The organism is Pseudomonas putida (genome assembly GCF_030159595.1).
Lineage (GTDB): Bacteria > Pseudomonadota > Gammaproteobacteria > Pseudomonadales > Pseudomonadaceae > Aquipseudomonas > Aquipseudomonas putida_AC.
Genome location: NZ_BSKJ01000001.1, coordinates 616,681 through 633,700, shown reverse-complemented (window position 1 = coordinate 633,700; position 17,020 = coordinate 616,681). Strand labels below are relative to the sequence as shown.

The 17,020-nt window shown below is 62.2% G+C and carries 18 protein-coding genes; 5 read left to right on the top strand and 13 right to left on the bottom strand.

The annotated features are described in order from the left end of the window. Positions 1-10 precede the first annotated feature (10 nt). Positions 11-430 (top strand): quorum-sensing-regulated virulence factor family protein, encoded by a 420-nt coding sequence (locus QQL85_RS02900; RefSeq protein ID WP_284355110.1) that lies wholly within the window; start codon positions 11-13, stop codon positions 428-430. A 10-nt stretch (positions 431-440) separates the two neighbouring features. Here QQL85_RS02900 and QQL85_RS02895 read toward each other — a convergent pair whose 3' ends face one another. Further along, positions 441-650, bottom strand: a complete 210-nt coding sequence (locus QQL85_RS02895; RefSeq protein WP_284355109.1) for a hypothetical protein — start codon at positions 648-650, stop codon at positions 441-443. A gap of 160 nt (positions 651-810) precedes the next feature. Here QQL85_RS02895 and QQL85_RS02890 point away from each other — a divergent pair, with 160 nt between their 5' ends. Continuing rightward, positions 811-1,929 (top strand): LOG family protein, encoded by a 1,119-nt coding sequence (locus tag QQL85_RS02890; protein ID WP_284355108.1) that lies wholly within the window; start codon positions 811-813, stop codon positions 1,927-1,929. Positions 1,930-1,980: 51 nt separating this feature from the next. Here QQL85_RS02890 and recX read toward each other — a convergent pair whose 3' ends face one another. The 4 genes from recX to QQL85_RS02870 form a co-directional block, all read right to left on the bottom strand. After that, on the bottom strand, positions 1,981-2,451 hold the full coding sequence (recX, locus tag QQL85_RS02885; protein ID WP_284355107.1) for a recombination regulator RecX: 471 nt from the start codon (positions 2,449-2,451) through the stop codon (positions 1,981-1,983). 21 nt (positions 2,452-2,472) lie between these two features. After that, positions 2,473-3,540, bottom strand: coding sequence for a recombinase RecA (recA, locus tag QQL85_RS02880; RefSeq protein WP_284355106.1), 1,068 nt, complete (start codon positions 3,538-3,540; stop codon positions 2,473-2,475). Positions 3,541-3,643: 103 nt separating this feature from the next. Then, positions 3,644-4,126: a CinA family protein gene (locus tag QQL85_RS02875; protein ID WP_284355105.1), complete on the bottom strand. Its 483-nt coding sequence runs from the start codon at positions 4,124-4,126 to the stop codon at positions 3,644-3,646. A 198-nt stretch (positions 4,127-4,324) separates the two neighbouring features. Further along, on the bottom strand, positions 4,325-4,978 hold the full coding sequence (locus QQL85_RS02870) for a hypothetical protein (protein ID WP_284355104.1): 654 nt from the start codon (positions 4,976-4,978) through the stop codon (positions 4,325-4,327). A gap of 264 nt (positions 4,979-5,242) precedes the next feature. Between QQL85_RS02870 and mutS the strand changes: the two genes are divergently transcribed. Both mutS and fdxA read left to right on the top strand, forming a co-directional pair. Next, positions 5,243-7,816, top strand: a complete 2,574-nt coding sequence (mutS, locus tag QQL85_RS02865; protein ID WP_284355313.1) for a DNA mismatch repair protein MutS — start codon at positions 5,243-5,245, stop codon at positions 7,814-7,816. Positions 7,817-7,956: 140 nt separating this feature from the next. Beyond that, on the top strand, positions 7,957-8,280 hold the full coding sequence (gene fdxA / locus QQL85_RS02860) for a ferredoxin FdxA (protein WP_012270863.1): 324 nt from the start codon (positions 7,957-7,959) through the stop codon (positions 8,278-8,280). Positions 8,281-8,802: 522 nt separating this feature from the next. Here the strand turns inward: fdxA and rpoS are convergent. The 8 genes from rpoS to QQL85_RS02820 all read right to left on the bottom strand — a co-directional run bounded on the left by rpoS (position 8,803) and on the right by QQL85_RS02820 (position 15,989). After that, positions 8,803-9,810 carry an RNA polymerase sigma factor RpoS gene (rpoS, locus tag QQL85_RS02855; protein ID WP_009686059.1) on the bottom strand — a complete coding sequence of 336 codons (1,008 nt, stop codon included), beginning with the start codon at positions 9,808-9,810 and terminating at the stop codon, positions 8,803-8,805. A gap of 108 nt (positions 9,811-9,918) precedes the next feature. Then, on the bottom strand, positions 9,919-10,782 hold the full coding sequence (locus QQL85_RS02850) for a peptidoglycan DD-metalloendopeptidase family protein (RefSeq protein WP_284355103.1): 864 nt from the start codon (positions 10,780-10,782) through the stop codon (positions 9,919-9,921). A gap of 215 nt (positions 10,783-10,997) precedes the next feature. Next, positions 10,998-11,636 carry a protein-L-isoaspartate(D-aspartate) O-methyltransferase gene (locus QQL85_RS02845; protein WP_003252348.1) on the bottom strand — a complete coding sequence of 213 codons (639 nt, stop codon included), beginning with the start codon at positions 11,634-11,636 and terminating at the stop codon, positions 10,998-11,000. Positions 11,637-11,671: 35 nt separating this feature from the next. Beyond that, positions 11,672-12,421 carry a 5'/3'-nucleotidase SurE gene (gene surE, locus QQL85_RS02840; protein ID WP_284355102.1) on the bottom strand — a complete coding sequence of 250 codons (750 nt, stop codon included), beginning with the start codon at positions 12,419-12,421 and terminating at the stop codon, positions 11,672-11,674. Beyond that, positions 12,409-13,467 carry a tRNA pseudouridine(13) synthase TruD gene (truD, locus tag QQL85_RS02835; protein ID WP_284355101.1) on the bottom strand — a complete coding sequence of 353 codons (1,059 nt, stop codon included), beginning with the start codon at positions 13,465-13,467 and terminating at the stop codon, positions 12,409-12,411. Before truD ends, surE begins: the two co-directional genes overlap by 13 nt. Then, positions 13,464-13,937 (bottom strand): 2-C-methyl-D-erythritol 2,4-cyclodiphosphate synthase, encoded by a 474-nt coding sequence (ispF, locus tag QQL85_RS02830; RefSeq protein ID WP_016501146.1) that lies wholly within the window; start codon positions 13,935-13,937, stop codon positions 13,464-13,466. The genes truD and ispF overlap by 4 nt, the downstream gene beginning before the upstream one ends. A 76-nt stretch (positions 13,938-14,013) precedes the next feature. Next, the gene (gene fghA / locus QQL85_RS02825; protein ID WP_284355100.1) at positions 14,014-14,868 is read right to left on the bottom strand and encodes an S-formylglutathione hydrolase; all 855 of its coding nucleotides are present in this window, start codon (positions 14,866-14,868) and stop codon (positions 14,014-14,016) included. An 8-nt stretch (positions 14,869-14,876) separates the two neighbouring features. Further along, positions 14,877-15,989, bottom strand: coding sequence for an S-(hydroxymethyl)glutathione dehydrogenase/class III alcohol dehydrogenase (locus QQL85_RS02820; protein WP_016712915.1), 1,113 nt, complete (start codon positions 15,987-15,989; stop codon positions 14,877-14,879). Positions 15,990-16,096: 107 nt separating this feature from the next. Here QQL85_RS02820 and QQL85_RS02815 point away from each other — a divergent pair, with 107 nt between their 5' ends. After that, positions 16,097-16,993, top strand: a complete 897-nt coding sequence (locus QQL85_RS02815) for a LysR substrate-binding domain-containing protein (RefSeq protein WP_284355099.1) — start codon at positions 16,097-16,099, stop codon at positions 16,991-16,993. The last annotated feature ends 27 nt before the right edge of the window (positions 16,994-17,020 follow it).

The following is a 17,020-nucleotide window of genomic DNA, read 5'->3' as shown; positions in this document are numbered from 1 at the left end:
GGAGAGATTCATGCTGCGCCTTATCGTCCCCGCCCTGAGCCTGTTGCTCGCCCTGCCCCTGGCAGCCCAGGCGGCTTCCAAGCAGGACTATGACCTGAACAAGACGCTGCAGAAGGTCGCCAGAGAAAGCAGCGTGGGCACCCCGCGCGCCATCAACGAGGACATCCTCGACCAAGGCTACACCGTTGAAGGCAAGGCGCTGATCAACCATCTGAGCGTACGCCAGAGCCACGCCGAGCGCATGCAGGCCAACCCGGAACAGGTTCGCAGCCAGCTGGGTGACAGCGTCTGCCGCAACAGCGGTTTCCGCAACCTGATGTCCAAAGGCGCGGTCATGGTCTACCGCTTCACGGTCTACAAGACCAACCAGCCAATCATGGATCAAGCCTTCGACAGCGCCAGTTGCGTGGCCGGCAACAAGAAAAAGTAACAGCAGCGAGTTATACCTTCTCGTCCTCGCGGGCGCGCCAGCGCCCCTCGGCGGCATCGGCGCGCATATCGGCCAGTAACGCCTGCAAGTAGCGCGACTGGCACTCGCCCCCCGCCAACCTGCGCCGGCACTCGGCCTCCAGGCTCAGGTGATGCACTTGGGCCGCACTTTCCAGCTGCTGATAAAGCCGCCGGTCCACTTCGATGGTCAAGCGATGCATACCGCCACCTCCTGCATCGACACGTTTCACTTCACCAGTTAACCAAACCCCTGCTGCCGCTGGCGGCTGGCCGACCGGCGGTTGTGCCAAACAGCCCGGCACAATCGGTCGCGAGGGTCTAGATTGAGGTCATGGGTATTGGTGCAGAAGGAGACGTTGCATGCCTTACCAATCGAATGAACTGCTGTTCAGCCACTTCCGCGATAACAATATCGACCTGAGCAACATCGACGCACAACTGCAACTGGTAGCACCCGACAGCCCCAACTTGCCGCTGTACCGCGACATGATGCTGACCATCCTGCGCATGGCCCATGACGACGGCGATCGCTGGAGCGCCAAGATCACCTTGCAAGCCCTGCGTGAACTGGACCAGTCGTTCCGCACCCTGCAACGCTACAAGGGGCGGCGCAAGGTGACCGTGTTCGGCTCGGCACGTACCCCACTGGAACACCCGATGTACGCCTTGGCCCGCGAGCTAGGCGCCACCTTGGCGCGCTCCGACCTGATGGTCATCACCGGTGCCGGCGGCGGCATCATGGCGGCGGCCCACGAAGGCGCCGGCAGCGACCATAGCCTGGGCTTCAACATCACCCTGCCCTTCGAACAACACGCTAACCCCACCGTTGGCGGCACCGACAAACTGCTGCCCTTCCATTTCTTCTTTATCCGCAAGCTGTTCTTCGTCAAAGAGGCTGATGGCCTGGTGCTGTGCCCGGGCGGTTTCGGCACCTTGGATGAAGCACTCGAAGTACTCACCCTGATCCAGACCGGCAAGAGCCCTTTGGTGCCGGTAGTGCTGCTGGACTCACCTGGCGGCAGTTTCTGGCGAGACTGCCTGGATTTCATCAGCCGCCAGCTGGAAGAAAACCGCTACATACTGCCCAGCGATCTGAAGCTGGTGCGCTTGGTGCACAGTGCCGACGAGGCGGTGGAGGAAATCAACCAGTTCTACAGCAACTACCACTCCAGCCGCTGGCTGAAGAGCCAGTTCGTGATCCGTATGCACCACCCGCTCAGCGAAGCAGCGCTGTATGACATCCAGGAAGGTTTTGCCGACTTGCGCCTGAGTGGCAAGTATCACCAACAACCTGATAGCGGCGCTGAGCATGAGGTGGGTAACTTCAGCCACCTGACCCGTTTGTCGTTCGCGTTCAATGGCAGGGACCAGGGCCGGTTGCGCGAGCTGGTGGACTTCATCAACCTGCCAGAAAACTGGGCCAAACCGCAGCCGATGCATACCACGCAGCGGGCCAGGGAGGCGTTGAAGGTGAGTTGATAACGTGTCGCCTGGGGCCATTTTTGCGCCCCAATAGCGCTAACTGGCCGATCAGTAATCGTCGAGATCACGCCCACTGAGCAGGCGGCCGATCATGTCCATGGGGAAACCCCGGTAAGCCAGAAACCGGGTTTGCTGGGCACGGCTGCGCGGATCTTGCGGGCGCTGCCCGGCAAACTTGCGCTGCCACACATCGCGCAATCGCTCCCCCCAATCCACTTCGCTCTCGCGTAATGCCTGGTCGATATCCGCACGCGCCAAACCACGCTGGCCCAGCTCTTCGCGAATGCGCGCAGGGCCATAACCAGAACTGGAACGGTAGCGGATGAAGCTTTCGAGGTAGCGGGCTTCACTCAGCAGCCCTTCTTCGGCGAGCCGGTCGAGCTCAGGCTCGATCAGTTCATCCGAAGCGCCGCGCTGACGCAACTTGCGCGTCAGCTCGACGCGACCGTGCTCACGTCGCGCGAGCAGGTCCATGGCTGTCCGCCGGATGGCGACGGGGGTGTCGAGTACGGCGGACATGTTCGGCTATCTACCGCGCAATCAATAACCGGCTTCAGCGTCGGCCATGTCATCGGCATCGGCTTCAGCTGCTGCAGCTTTGCCGGCTTCAGCAGCAGCGCCCGCTTTCAGCAGCTTCTCACGAATCTGCTTCTCGATCTCGGCACCAATAGCCGGGTTCTCAGCCAGGTACTTGGCAGCGTTGGCTTTGCCTTGGCCGATCTTGTTGCCTTGGTAGGCATACCAGGCACCCGATTTCTCGACCAGACCTTGGGACACACCCAGGTCAATGATCTCGCCGTTACGGTAGATACCTTTGCCGTAAAGAATCTGGAACTCGGCCTGACGGAACGGCGGCGAGACCTTGTTCTTGACGATCTTGACGCGGGTTTCGCTGCCGACCACCTCGTCGCCTTCCTTGACCGCGCCGGTACGACGGATGTCCAGACGCACCGAGGCGTAGAACTTCAGGGCATTACCACCGGTGGTGGTTTCCGGGCTGCCGAACATCACGCCGATCTTCATACGGATCTGGTTGATGAAGATGACCAGGCAGTTGGCGTTCTTGATGTTACCAGTGATCTTGCGCAGCGCCTGGGACATCAGGCGGGCCTGCAGGCCCACATGCATGTCACCCATCTCGCCTTCGATCTCGGCCTTCGGTACCAGCGCGGCCACGGAGTCGACAATGATCACGTCAACGGCATTGGAACGCACCAGCATGTCGGTGATTTCCAGGGCTTGTTCGCCGGTATCCGGCTGCGAAACCAGCAGGTCGTCGACGTTGACGCCCAGCTTGCCGGCGTACTCAGGGTCGAGGGCGTGCTCGGCGTCGACGAAGGCGCAGGTGGCACCGTTCTTCTGAGCTTCGGCGATGACCGACAGGGTCAGCGTGGTTTTACCCGACGACTCCGGGCCGTAGATCTCGACGATACGGCCTTTTGGCAGGCCGCCGATGCCAAGGGCGATATCCAGGCCCAGGGAGCCGGTGGAGATGGCAGGAATGCCTTGACGCTCCTGGTCACCCATGCGCATGACCGCACCTTTACCGAATTGGCGTTCGATCTGACCCAGGGCCGCAGCCAAGGCGCGCTTCTTGTTGTCGTCCATTGAAATCCTCACGTGTTCGACGTGGCCCTGACGGCCGGAATACCTGTATAAGTAGCCAGTATTATTCCACAGGCCGGCGCCCGCGCAAACCCCTGTCGTCGATTTACTCGGCACCAAGCTGTAACAAGCCGTCTAACGCGGCGATCACCGTCTGTCGGCGCACCGCTTCGCGGTCACCGTCGAACTGCCGGCGCTCGCTGAATACCCGGCTGCCATCGCCCCAGGCCAGCCACACGGTACCCACCGGCTTGGCGGGCGAGCCGCCGTCCGGCCCGGCCACGCCGCTTACCGCCACGGCAAAGCGCGCCCCACTGGCGACCTGAGCACCGCGGACCATGGCTTCGACCACTTCCTGGCTGACCGCGCCCACCTGGCCGAACAGTGCCTCCGGCACCCCCAGCTGGCGGGTTTTCTGGGCGTTGGAGTAGGTCACATAACCGGCCTCGAACCACGCCGAGCTACCAGGGATGCGGGTGATGGCTTCGGCAATACCACCGCCGGTACACGATTCGGCGGTGGTCACCTGGGCATTGAAGCGGCGCAGGTGCTCACCCAGGCGGGTGGCAAGCGTGGTGATCGGGTCCATGTCGAGGCTCCTTGAAGGCTGCTCTCTACCCTATCAGTTAGTTGCTTTCACTGATATTCAGCGAGGTCGCGAAGCGGGCAGCCACAACGGCAACAGGCCTGCCGCGAAATGACGATCTCGCCCGTGAATATGCGTTCGACCTCGACAGGTTTGTGCCGGTACAGCCGACACATCATGCGCCTCAGCCAATGGAGCATGTCAGAAGTTCAGCCGCAGTACGGTACGCCAGAAATTCCTGAGCGGTGAACGCCGGTGCTTGACCCAGTTACGCTCCCACCACTCGTCCTCATTGCGCACCACCTGCTCCAGATCGCTACCCGCCACAGCCGCTGCATGTTGGCGATACAACATCGGGAACACGCAGTGCTGACGGATCTTGTGCTTGACCACCACATCCACAGGCGTGCCATCGTAAGGCGTCTGCGCCAGGATTCGGCAGCCTTCGCGCGACAGTACATAAGCGTGCAGCGCAACCACCCGGCCCCTGGCAATGAACGGGAACCACGTCAGCCAGGTTCGTCCCATGGAATAGCCCAGATGCAGGGCCTGGAAAGAGCGGGTCTGCATGAAGCGGTTTACCCAGCGCACCCGCGAGGCCTTGAAATCATATGCCTTGGCATCGTCTTCGAAGATCAGGATTCTATCCAGCCCGTTGTCCAGTGCATGACGCGCCAACTGCTGATGCGATTCGTAGCAACCGCGCTTGGGGTCGCTGTTTTTCGCCACCACATGAAAGACCACTTCATTGTCCAGCTGCCGCCCGATGGTTTCACTGAACAGCTTGCGCCGGTCATCCCGCGTGTCGAGGGAAATACAAAAAACCGCATCGACATCAAAACGAATTCCACTCACTGCACTAACCAACCTCTATTGCAATAACCGTTAACTGGGCACGGCCAAAAGGACGCAATCTTCCATGGGAGCACCATGCTGTCAACAAGCCACCACCCCCGGTCCCGCTTGCTCAGCGTTGCAGGTTCTGCCTGTGTGGCAGCCGTGGTAACCTATGCGGCTTGAAAATTCAGGTGGGTCTCGGCGTCGCGCGTGCAACACGGAACGCCCCAATTTGCCCCACAATGTTGAGACCTACTTTCTAAGCCTTTGATGAATAAAGCAATCTCCGATCTTTCCGCACACACCCCAATGATGCAGCAGTACTGGAAGCTGAAAAACCAGCACCCGGACCAGCTGATGTTCTACCGCATGGGCGACTTCTACGAAATCTTCTACGAAGATGCGAAAAAAGCCGCGAAACTGCTGGACATCACCCTGACCGCGCGCGGTCAGTCGGCCGGCCAGTCCATCCCCATGTGCGGGATTCCGTTCCATTCGCTGGAAGGCTACCTGGCCAAGCTGGTCAAGCTGGGCGAATCGGTGGTGATCTGCGAACAAATCGGCGACCCGGCCACCAGCAAGGGCCCGGTGGAACGCCAGGTGGTGCGCATCATCACCCCCGGCACGGTCAGCGATGAAGCGCTGCTCGACGAGCGCCGCGACAACCTGATTGCCGCGTTGCTCGGTGACGAACGCCTGTTCGGCCTGGCCGTACTGGACATCACCAGCGGTAACTTCAGCGTTCAGGAAATCAAGGGCTGGGAAAACCTGCTGGCCGAGCTCGAACGCCTGAACCCGGTCGAGCTGTTGATCCCCGACGACTGGCCGCGCGACCTGCCTGCCGAGAAGCGCCCGGGGGCCCGCCGTCGCGCCCCGTGGGACTTCGACCGCGATTCGGCACGCAAAGCGCTGTGCCAGCAGTTCGCAACCAAGGACCTCAAAGGCTTTGGCTGCGACAAGCTGACCCTGGCCATTGGCGCCGCCGGTTGCCTGCTGACCTACGCCAAGGAAACCCAGCGCACGGCCTTGCCGCACCTGCGCAGCCTGCGCCACGAGCGCCTGGACGACACGGTCATCCTCGATGGCGCCAGCCGGCGCAACCTGGAGCTGGACGTCAACCTGGCGGGCGGGCGTGACAACACCCTGCAATCGGTGGTCGACCGTTGCCAGACCGCCATGGCCAGCCGCCTGCTGAGCCGCTGGCTGAACCGCCCGTTGCGCGACCTCAAGGTACTGCAAGCACGGCAGGACTCGATCCGCTGCCTGCTCGACAGCTACCGCTTCGAGAAGCTGCAGCCACAGCTGAAGGAAATTGGCGATATCGAGCGGATCCTCGCCCGAATCGGCCTGCGCAATGCCCGCCCTCGTGACCTGGCCCGCCTGCGCGATGCCCTGGGCGCGCTGCCCGAGCTGCAGAACGCCATGACCGAGCTTGAAGCGCCGCACCTTGCGCGCCTGGCAGCCATTACCGGCACCTACCCGGAACTGGCCAGCCTGCTGGAGCGGGCGATCGTCGACAACCCACCGGCGGTGATCCGCGACGGCGGCGTGCTCAAGGCTGGCTATGACAACGAGCTGGACGAGCTGCTGGCGATCAGCGAAAACGCCGGCCAGTTCCTGATCGACCTGGAAGCCCGGGAAAAGGCCCGCACCGGCCTTGCCAACCTCAAGGTCGGCTACAACCGCGTGCACGGCTACTTCATCGAGCTGCCGACCAAGCAGGCCGAACAAGCCCCCGGCGACTACATCCGCCGCCAGACGCTCAAGGGTGCCGAGCGCTTCATCACCCCCGAGCTGAAAGCGTTCGAGGACAAGGCACTGTCGGCCAAAAGCCGCGCCCTGGCCCGCGAGAAGATGCTCTACGACGCCCTGCTGGAAACCCTGATCAGCCACTTGGCGCCACTGCAGGACAGCGCCGCCGCCCTGGCGGAGCTGGATGTGCTGAGCAACCTGGCCGAGCGTGCGCTGAACCTCGACCTGAACTGCCCGCGCTTTGTGGACGAGCCATGCCTGCGCATCGAGCAAGGCCGCCACCCAGTGGTGGAACAGGTACTGACCACGCCGTTCGTGGCCAACGACCTGGGCCTGGACAACAGCACACGCATGCTGATCATCACCGGCCCGAACATGGGCGGTAAGTCCACCTACATGCGCCAGACCGCCCTGATCGTGCTGCTGGCGCACATCGGCAGCTTCGTGCCGGCAGCCAGCTGCGAGTTGTCACTGGTCGACCGCATCTTTACCCGCATCGGCTCCAGCGACGACCTGGCCGGCGGGCGCTCGACGTTCATGGTAGAAATGAGCGAAACCGCCAACATCCTGCACAACGCCACCGACCGCAGCCTGGTGCTGATGGATGAAGTAGGCCGTGGCACCAGCACCTTCGACGGCCTGTCGCTGGCCTGGGCCGCCGCCGAGCGTCTGGCGCAGTTGCGTGCCTACACGTTGTTCGCCACCCACTACTTCGAGCTCACCGTACTGCCGGAGAGCGAGCCACTGGTGGCCAACGTGCACCTGAATGCCACCGAGCACAACGAACGTATCGTATTCCTGCACCATGTCCTGCCTGGCCCTGCCAGCCAAAGCTACGGCTTGGCCGTGGCACAACTGGCCGGCGTGCCGACCGTGGTCATCCAGCGCGCCCGCGAACACCTGGGGCGCCTGGAAACCACCAGCCTGCCACATGAGCCAGCCCCGACCCAAAAGGCCAAGGACACGCCACAAGTGCCGCACCAGAGCGACCTGTTCGCCAGCCTGCCACACCCAGCCATCGAGAAGCTGGGCAAGCTGCAACTGGACGACATGACCCCGCGTCAAGCTATCGAAATGCTATATCAACTAAAGAACCTGTTATAACGGCGCCCACTACAAGCTGGTAGAATCCGCCGCGGTTTGCTGGTGCTGCAGGTTATTAGCCTGGCCTGCAGCCACATACCTGTAAACCGCGCGGCCCTGAGAGGAAGGGCCGCCGCCGTCGCCTGAGGAGAGAACTAGAAATGACCTTCGTCGTCACCGACAACTGCATCAAATGCAAATACACCGACTGCGTGGAAGTCTGTCCGGTGGACTGCTTCTACGAAGGCCCGAACTTCCTGGTCATCCACCCGGACGAGTGCATCGACTGCGCCCTGTGCGAACCGGAATGCCCAGCGCAAGCCATCTTCTCGGAAGACGAAATCCCTGCCGGGATGGAAAACTTCATCGAGCTGAACGCCGAACTGGCGGAAGTCTGGCCGAACATCACCGAGCGTAAGGATGCCCTGCCGGACGCTGAAGAGTGGGACGGCAAGACTGGCAAGATTGCAGACCTGGAGCGCTGATAGCGTCCGGACACGAAAAAGGCCCCTCGGGGCCTTTTTTGTTTTTATGCGGGCAAAAAAAGGGGCGGTTTGACCCGCCCACATTTTTTCCGTAGTCCCTGCTTGTCCCAAACATCATCCTGATGAAATCGCTTCTTGCGATGTCCTTGGCCTCCTCCCTGGAAGCCTGTGCATGTCCGTGTGCACAGTTCGAATACTAGCGGGTTGAGCCGGGCCGGCAACCGCGAAACCTCACAAGGTGTTGCGGGGGACATATTTCCTCACAGCTGAATAAGCCATGATTTTCAAGGGGTTGGAAAAATACAGGGGCTGAAAACGACAATGATTTACTGAGGCTTGCATAGATAGCTTACAAAACAAGTAAGAAAAGGCTTACATGCAATGTTACTGGGGTGGCGCGGTACATATTCGACATCTGCTGTGTCTGGCTGATTGTGGGGCTGCTTTGCAGCACAGCAATCTCAAACACGACACACAAAAACGCCCCGAGGTCATCGGGGCGCCTTGTGTAACAAGCCTTCGCTACTGGAACAAAGACTCGCTGGACAGGCCGTTCTTCTCAAGGATCTCGCGCAGACGCTTGAGCCCCTCTACCTGGATCTGCCGCACCCGTTCCCGGGTCAGGCCGATCTCCAGGCCAACATCTTCCAGGGTGCTGCTTTCGTGGCCACGCAGGCCAAAGCGGCGCACCACCACCTCACGCTGCTTATCGGTCAACTCGCCCAGCCACTGGTCGATGCTCTGAGACAGGTCGTCGTCCTGCAACAGTTCGCACGGGTCAGTCGGGCGATCATCGGTCAGGGTATCGAGCAGGGTCTTGTCCGAGTCCGGGCCGAGCGACACATCCACCGAAGACACCCGTTCGTTCAGGCCGAGCATACGCTTGACCTCGGCGACCGGCTTTTCCAGCAGCGTGGCGATTTCTTCCGGCGAGGGCTCGTGGTCCAGTTTCTGGGTCAACTCGCGCGCGGCGCGCAGGTAGACGTTCAGCTCCTTGACCACATGGATCGGCAGGCGAATGGTGCGGGTCTGGTTCATGATCGCCCGTTCGATGGTCTGGCGAATCCACCAGGTCGCATAGGTCGAGAAACGGAAACCACGCTCCGGGTCGAATTTCTCGACCGCACGGATAAGCCCCAGGTTGCCCTCCTCGATCAGGTCGAGCAGCGACAGGCCACGGTTAACGTAACGACGGGCAATTTTCACAACCAGACGCAGGTTGCTTTCGATCATGCGCTTGCGGCCAGCAGGGTCGCCCTTTTGCGACAAGCGCGCAAAGTGCACTTCCTCTTCCGGCGAGAGCAGCGGCGAGAAGCCGATTTCGTTGAGATACAACTGGGTAGCATCAAGCGCCCGGGTGTAATCGATGTACTTGTGCTGCTTGAGCGAAGAGCCCGACTTGGCCCTCGTCCGAACCGAAGATACAGCAGGTTCGTCTGACACCACATCCGTTTCCAAAACGATGCCCGTCTCCATCAGGAGGACGTCATCGTCGATGTCAAACTCCGGCACTTCTTTACTGAGAGCCATTGTTATAGTCCTTTGCTGAGTTCGAACTCAGACTCGAGCGGCACCTTTATCCCTGGCAGCGCTTGAGCCTGTCCCCTCTACATCACAGGAACAGGCCGGGTACAACGATCAACGGCGTGGCAGGAACTGGAGTGGATCGACGGGTTTGCCCTGGCGGCGAATCTCGAAATGCAGCTTCACCCGATCTGTGCCCGTAGACCCCATTTCAGCAATCGACTGCCCTGCCTTGACCTGCTGCCCCTCCCGAACCAACAGCCTGCGGTTGTGACCGTAGGCACTGACGTAGGTATCGCTGTGCTTGATGATGATCAGCTCGCCGTAGCCCCTTAAACCACTCCCGGCGTAAACCACCGCACCATCAGACGCAGCAAAAACAGGCTGTCCCAAATCACCGGCGATATCAATGCCTTTATTCAAACTACCGTTTGAAGCAAATTTTCCAATCAGCACACCGTTCGCAGGCCAGGTCCAGCCGCCTACCGCGCGCTCTGCTGCAGGCACGGTGGCAACCACCGGTGCGCTGGTGGAGGCTGCCGGAGTTGCCGGTTTACGCGTGTTGGCAGGCGTCGTGGCAGTAGTGCCCACAGGCCGTCGGGTGACCGTGGTGCGGCTCGACGAGGATGGGCTGGATACCACGGTGGTACTGCTGCTGGAACCGCTGCTGAAACGAATCGCTTGGCCTGGGCGGATGGTATAAGGCGCCGGGATGCCGTTGCGGGCGGCCAGCTCCTTGTAGTCCCAGCCATAACGGAAGGCGATGGAGAACAGGGTGTCGCCAGGCTTGACGACGTACTGCCCGGACGTCACCGCCGGGCGCTTGGGCACGGTGTTGTTGCGGTCGACCACCCGTGCGCTGCTGCTACTGCTGCTGGTGCTCGAGCAACCCACCAGTAGCGTGCCCATGGCCAGTGCAATCACCAGAAGCTTGAAACCCGACCCGTCCTTGCGCTGCCGAATGACTGTGTGACCCACCCGCGCTCCCCTCATGGTGCCTAAAAACGATATGAAGACAAGAAATGCAACATTGTTGCAATTATAACCAAGCCGGCCGGTATTGGCAGGCTGATGCAAAAGGCTGTTGCAAAGCCCCGGTGCGAGCTAGCGCTTAGTACCGCCAGATAGACAGGGCGAAGCCGCAAGAATTCGCCGCTGGCGCAAAAATACCGCGCGGCTCATACCCGCAATGCTCAGGCCAGCGGACCATTCAGCAGCGGAACGAAGCGTACGGCCCCCAGCACGCGGCGAGAGAATCCATGCTCCTCGCGCACGATCAGCATCAGTTGCTGCGCTTCGCCGGCCGGCCCCACCGGGATCACCATGCGCCCCCCGGGCGCTAGTTGGTCAAGCAGTGCCTGCGGTACCTCCGGCGCTACCGCAGTGACGATGATGCCGTTGTATGGCGCCAGCGCCGGCCAGCCTTCACAACCATCACCCCAGCGGAACACCACATTGCGCAGGTTCAACTCCACCAGGCGCTCTTTGGCCCGGTCCTGCAGCACCTTGATGCGTTCCACCGAGAATACCCGCTCGACCAGCTGGGCCAGGATCGCCGTCTGATAACCCGAGCCGGTACCGATCTCCAGCACCTTGTCCAGTGGCCCGGCCTCGAGCAGCAGCTCACTCATATGGGCAACCATGAACGGTTGAGAGATGGTCTGGTTGTGGCCGATCGGCAGCGCGGTGTCTTCGTAGGCACGATGCGCCAATGCCTCGTCGACGAACAGATGGCGCGGGGTGCGACGAATCACGTCGAGCACCTTGGTGTTCGACACGCCCTCTTCGCACAGGCGCTGGATCAGCCGCTCCCGGGTACGCTGGGAGGTCATGCCGATGCCGCGACGCAACATATCATCCTCGCGCATCAAAGCAGGCCCTCCAGCCAACCGTCGAGCTGCTCGAAGGCATCATTGAACGTGCGGTCGAGCTGCAACGGGGTGATCGATACATAGCCCTGCATCACCGCGTGAAAGTCGGTGCCCGGGCCGCCGTCCTCGGCATCACCGGCCACGGCGATCCAATAACCTTCCTTGCCGCGCGGATTGACCACCTTGGTCGGCGCCGCCGCCCGCGCCCGATGCCCGAGGCGGGTGAGCCGGATGCCGCGAATGTGCTCCAGCGGCAGGTTGGGAATATTTACGTTGAGCACGGTGCGTGGCGGCAGCGCCAGGCGCGACTGGGCCTCGACCAGACAGCGGGCGATATGGGCCGCCGTCGGCAAGTTGTCCGGCTGGCGCGACAACAGCGAAAACGCCAGCGACGTGCCACCAAGGAAGCGGCCTTCCAACGCTGCGGCGACCGTACCCGAGTACAGCACGTCATCGCCCAGGTTGGCACCAAGATTGATCCCAGACACGACCATGTCGGGCGTGTGCGGCAGCAGCCCATTTAGCCCAAGGTGCACGCAATCCGTCGGCGTGCCGTTGAGGCTGATGAAGCCATTGGCCAAGGTTTGCGGGTGCAGTGGCCGGTCCAGCGTCAGCGAACTGCTGGCGCCGCTCTTGTCTTGCTCCGGGGCGATCACCGCACACTCGGCGTAATCCGCCAGCGCAGCGTGCAGCGCGGCGATGCCGGGCGCGGTAACACCGTCGTCGTTCGAAATCAGAATACGCATGGGCTGTCCGTCTGCCCTGCCGACACCAGATCAACGACTTCACGCACCACCACGGTGGCGAAGCATCCGGCCGGCAGGACGAATTCCAGTTGCAGGATATCAGGCTCGGGATAATGCCATGTCAGGCCGCCAATAGGGAGCCGCAAAATGCGCCGTTCGTGATCCATGCCCGCCTGTGCCAACCACTGACAAAGTGCCGGCTGGCCTGCACCGACGGTGTCTTCCAATTGGGCAGTGGCCGCGCCAGCAGGCGAAGCGCCCTCGCCCCACATCGGGCCGGTCGGGTGCAGATCGAGAATCGCCAGGCGAGGGTCGACACACTCCGCCTCACCCGCCGGGAAAAAGCTACGGCTGTCGGTGAACGCCAGCAGGTCGCCGACCTGCGCCCGCGCCCAACTACCTGCTGCGACACGCGCAGCCAGCACCTGATTGAACAGGTAGCTACGCCCGGCCGAAAGCAGTCGCGAACGCACGTTACGCTGCTCGGGCAGGGCCTTGCGCGCGGCCCAGTCGAGGGCGTCATGGACGTTGCCACCGCCGTGACCGAAGCGCTGGGTGCCGAAATAGTTGGGCACACCGTGCTGCTTCAGTTGTTCCAGGCGCGCATCCACCGCCTGATGATCGGCAGCCAGGGCCGTCAGGCGCAGGGTGAAGCCATTGGCCGAATGCGCGCCACGCTGTAGCTTGCGCTGGTGGCGCACCTGCTTGAGCACCCGAAGGCTGGCATCCTCGGCACGCGACAGGTCCGGGTCGGCCTTGCCCGGCAGGTGCAGGCTGAACCACTGACGGGTCAGGGCCTGACGGTCCTTGAGCCCGGCGTAACTGATGGTGCGCACCGGCACACCGGCGGCACGGGCCAGGCGGCGGGCGGCTTCTTCGGTGTTCAGGTCACGCTTCTCGACCCACAGCCACAGGTGTTCGCCCTGGCCCGACAGCGGGATATCCAGCACTTCGTCAACCTGAAAGTCTTCAGCCACCGCCTTGAGGACGGCAGTGCCCAGTGGTTCACCCGATGCGCGCGGGCCCAGCAGTTCCAGCTCGGTCATGCTGGCAGCAGCAGGGCGACCGAATGCACGGCAATGCCCTCCTCACGTCCGGTGAAGCCCAGCTTCTCTGTGGTGGTGGCCTTGACGTTGACCTGGTCGAGTTCGACCTGCAGGTCTTCGGCGATCAACTGGCGCATGGTCTCGATGTGCGGGGCCATCTTCGGCGCCTGGGCGACGATGGTGGCGTCGACATTGCCGACCTTCCAGCCCTTGGCCTTGACGATGCCGACCACATGGCGCAGCAACACGCGGCTGTCAGCGCCCTTGAACTGCGGGTCGGTATCGGGGAAGTGCTTGCCGATGTCGCCCAACGCCGCAGCGCCCAGCAAAGCATCGCTCAGGGCGTGCAGCAGCACGTCGCCGTCGGAGTGGGCCAGCAGGCCGTATTTGTGGGGGATACGCACCCCGCCCAGGGTAATGAAATCACCGTCGCAGAAACGGTGCACATCGTAGCCGTGGCCAATACGCATAAGAAAACGCCCTGAATGAGTCAGGGCGTGATTCTACCTGCTTTGCAGCGGGTTTGGCGGCTTTTGGACCAGGCTGTTAGCCCCGTGCCAGTGCCACCGCATGATGGCGCAGGTGTTCCTCGATGAAGCTGGCAATGAAGTAGTAGCTATGGTCATAGCCTGGCTGCAGGCGTAGGGTCAGTGCATGCCCCCCTTTGCGTGCCGCCTGCTCCAGCGCTTCAGGCTTGAGCTGCTTTTCGAGGAAGTCGTCACGGTCGCCCTGGTCGACCAGCAACGGCGGGCACTCGCCGGCCGGGGTTTCAGCCAGCAACACGCTGGCATCCCACTCACGCCAGCGCGCACGGTCTTCACCCAGGTAGCGGCTGAAGGCCTTCTCGCCCCACGGGCAATCCATCGGGTTGCTGATTGGCGAGAACGCCGACACCGAGCGGTAGCGCCCCGGGTTGCGTAAGGCGCACACCAGCGCGCCATGCCCACCCATGGAGTGGCCGCTGATGCTGCGCTCGCCCGACGCCGGGAAGTGCGCCTCGATCAGGGCAGGCAACTCCTCCACCACATAGTCGTGCATGCGGTAGTGCGTGGCCCAGGGTTGCTGGGTGGCGTTGAGGTAGAAGCCAGCCCCCAGGCCGAAGTCCCAGGCACCGTCCGGGTCGCCCGGCACCTGCTCGCCACGCGGACTGGTGTCGGGGGCAACAATGATCAACCCAAGCTCCGCGGCCAGGCGTTGGGCGCCGGCCTTCTGCATGAAGTTCTCATCGGTGCAGGTGAGGCCGCTGAGCCAGTACAGCACCGGCAGCTTCTCACCCTGCTCGGCCTGCGGCGGCAGGTACACGGCGAACACCATGTCGCAGCCCAGCACCTTGGAGTGATGCCGGTAACGCTTGTGCCAGCCGCCGAAGCTCTTCTGGCAGGAGATGTTATCCAGGCTCATGACTGACCTCAGAAGTGGATCACGCTGCGGATGCTCTTGCCTTCATGCATCAGGTCGAAGGCTTTGTTGATGTCTTCCAGGCCCATGGTGTGGGTGATGAAGGTATCCAGCGGGATCTCGCCCTTCTCGGACATTTCCACATAGCTTGGCAGCTCGCTGCGGCCACGCACACCACCGAACGCCGAACCACGCCAGACGCGGCCGGTGACCAGCTGGAACGGACGGGTGGCGATTTCCTGGCCGGCACCGGCCACACCGATGATCACCGACTCGCCCCAGCCCTTGTGGCAGCACTCCAGCGCCGCGCGCATCAGCTGCACGTTGCCGATGCACTCGAAGGAGAAGTCCACGCCACCGTCGGTGAGGTCAACGATCACTTCCTGGATCGGGCGGTCGTAGTCTTTCGGGTTGATGCAGTCGGTGGCGCCCAGCTGGCGGGCGATTTCGAACTTGGCCGGGTTGATGTCGATGGCGATGATGCGCGAGGCCTTGGCTTTCACTGCACCAATGACCGCCGACAGGCCGATGCCGCCCAGGCCGAAGATGGCCACGGTGTCACCCGGCTTGACCTTGGCGGTGTTGAGCACCGCACCGATACCGGTGGTGACGCCACAACCCAGCAGGCAGACCTTCTCCAGTGGTGCTTCTTTCTGGATCTTGGCCACGGAAATTTCCGGCAGCACGGTGTACTCGGAGAAGGTCGAGGTGCCCATGTAGTGGAACAGCTGCTGGCCCTTGTACGAGAAGCGCGTGGTGCCGTCCGGCATCAGGCCCTTGCCCTGAGTGGCACGGATAGCCTGGCACAGGTTGGTCTTGCCCGAGAGGCAGAACTTGCACTTGCCGCACTCCGGGGTGTACAGCGGGATCACATGATCACCAACGGCAACCGAGGTCACGCCCTCGCCGACCGCTTCGACGATCGCGCCGCCTTCGTGGCCGAGGATCGACGGGAAGATGCCTTCCGGGTCGGCACCGGACAGGGTGTAGGCGTCGGTGTGGCAGACACCACTGGCGACCACGCGCAGCAGCACCTCACCGGCCTTGGGCATGGCCACGTCGACTTCGACGATTTCCAGGGGTTTCTTGGCTTCGAAGGCTACGGCAGCACGGGACTTGATCATCAAAGGTCTCCAGACAGAGGGTCGATTCAGTCTCACAGTGTAATTCACCGCCTTTTGATGAATAATCAGGCCAAAGACAAAACATTATTGCCACACAGGGATAATCCATGAGCAGCCGCTGGGAAGGCATCGACGAATTCGTCGCCGTGGCCGAATCGGGCCAGTTCACGGCAGCCGCCGAACGCCTGGGGGTTTCCTCGTCGCACATCAGCCGCCAGATCGCCCGGCTGGAGGAGCGCCTGCAGACGCGTCTGCTGTACCGCAGCACCCGCCGGGTAACCCTGAGCGAGGCCGGGCAGACCTTTCTGCAGCATTGCCAGCGCCTGCAGGATGGTCGCGAAGAAGCCCTGCGCGCCATGGGCGACCTGGCCAGCGAACCGAAAGGGTTGCTGCGCATGACCTGCGCGGTCGCCTACGGCGAGCGCTTCATCGTGCCGCTGGTGACACGGTTCATGGCGCTCTACCCACAGTTGCGGGTGGATGTGGAACTGAGCAACCACACCCTCGACCTGTTGCATGAAGGCATGGACCTGGCCATCCGCCTGGGCCGGCTGGCCGACTCCCGGCTGGTGGCCACTCGCCTGGCGCCGCGACGCATGTACCTGTGCGCCTCGCCGGCCTACCTGGAACGTTATGGCCGGCCGCACAGCCTGTCGGAACTGGCGCGGCACAATTGCCTGGTGGGCAGTTCGGACTTGTGGGCACTGCAACAGGACGGCCGAGAGATCAGCCAGCGGATACAGGGCAACTGGCGCTGCAACAGTGGCCAGGCGGTGCTGGATGCGGCGTTGCAGGGGATGGGGTTGTGCCAGTTGCCGGATTATTATGTGCTGGAGCACTTGAATACGGGGGCTCTGGTGTCGTTGCTGGAAGCGCACCAGCCGCCGAATACGGCAGTGTGGGCGTTGTATCCGCAACAGCGGCACCTGTCGCCGAAGGTGCGACGGTTGGTGGATTACCTGAAGGAGGGGTTGGCGGGGTTGCCGGAATATCGTTTCGGCTGAAGGGATATGCTGGCTGTACCGGCCTCT

Bases quoted from the DNA above. Each gene is read 5' to 3' on its own strand.
- QQL85_RS02900 (WP_284355110.1), top strand. From the start codon at position 11: ATGCTGCGCCTTATCGTCCCCGCCCTGAGCCTGTTGCTCGCCCTGCCC.
- QQL85_RS02895 (WP_284355109.1), bottom strand. From the start codon at position 650: ATGCATCGCTTGACCATCGAAGTGGACCGGCGGCTTTATCAGCAGCTG.
- QQL85_RS02890 (WP_284355108.1), top strand. From the start codon at position 811: ATGCCTTACCAATCGAATGAACTGCTGTTCAGCCACTTCCGCGATAAC.
- recX (WP_284355107.1), bottom strand. From the start codon at position 2,451: ATGTCCGCCGTACTCGACACCCCCGTCGCCATCCGGCGGACAGCCATG.
- recA (WP_284355106.1), bottom strand. From the start codon at position 3,540: ATGGACGACAACAAGAAGCGCGCCTTGGCTGCGGCCCTGGGTCAGATC.
- QQL85_RS02875 (WP_284355105.1), bottom strand. From the start codon at position 4,126: ATGGACCCGATCACCACGCTTGCCACCCGCCTGGGTGAGCACCTGCGC.
- fdxA (WP_012270863.1), top strand. From the start codon at position 7,957: ATGACCTTCGTCGTCACCGACAACTGCATCAAATGCAAATACACCGAC.
- rpoS (WP_009686059.1), bottom strand. From the start codon at position 9,810: ATGGCTCTCAGTAAAGAAGTGCCGGAGTTTGACATCGACGATGACGTC.
- QQL85_RS02845 (WP_003252348.1), bottom strand. From the start codon at position 11,636: ATGACCTCCCAGCGTACCCGGGAGCGGCTGATCCAGCGCCTGTGCGAA.
- surE (WP_284355102.1), bottom strand. From the start codon at position 12,421: ATGCGTATTCTGATTTCGAACGACGACGGTGTTACCGCGCCCGGCATC.
- truD (WP_284355101.1), bottom strand. From the start codon at position 13,467: ATGACCGAGCTGGAACTGCTGGGCCCGCGCGCATCGGGTGAACCACTG.
- ispF (WP_016501146.1), bottom strand. From the start codon at position 13,937: ATGCGTATTGGCCACGGCTACGATGTGCACCGTTTCTGCGACGGTGAT.
- fghA (WP_284355100.1), bottom strand. From the start codon at position 14,868: ATGAGCCTGGATAACATCTCCTGCCAGAAGAGCTTCGGCGGCTGGCAC.
- QQL85_RS02820 (WP_016712915.1), bottom strand. From the start codon at position 15,989: ATGATCAAGTCCCGTGCTGCCGTAGCCTTCGAAGCCAAGAAACCCCTG.
- QQL85_RS02815 (WP_284355099.1), top strand. From the start codon at position 16,097: ATGAGCAGCCGCTGGGAAGGCATCGACGAATTCGTCGCCGTGGCCGAA.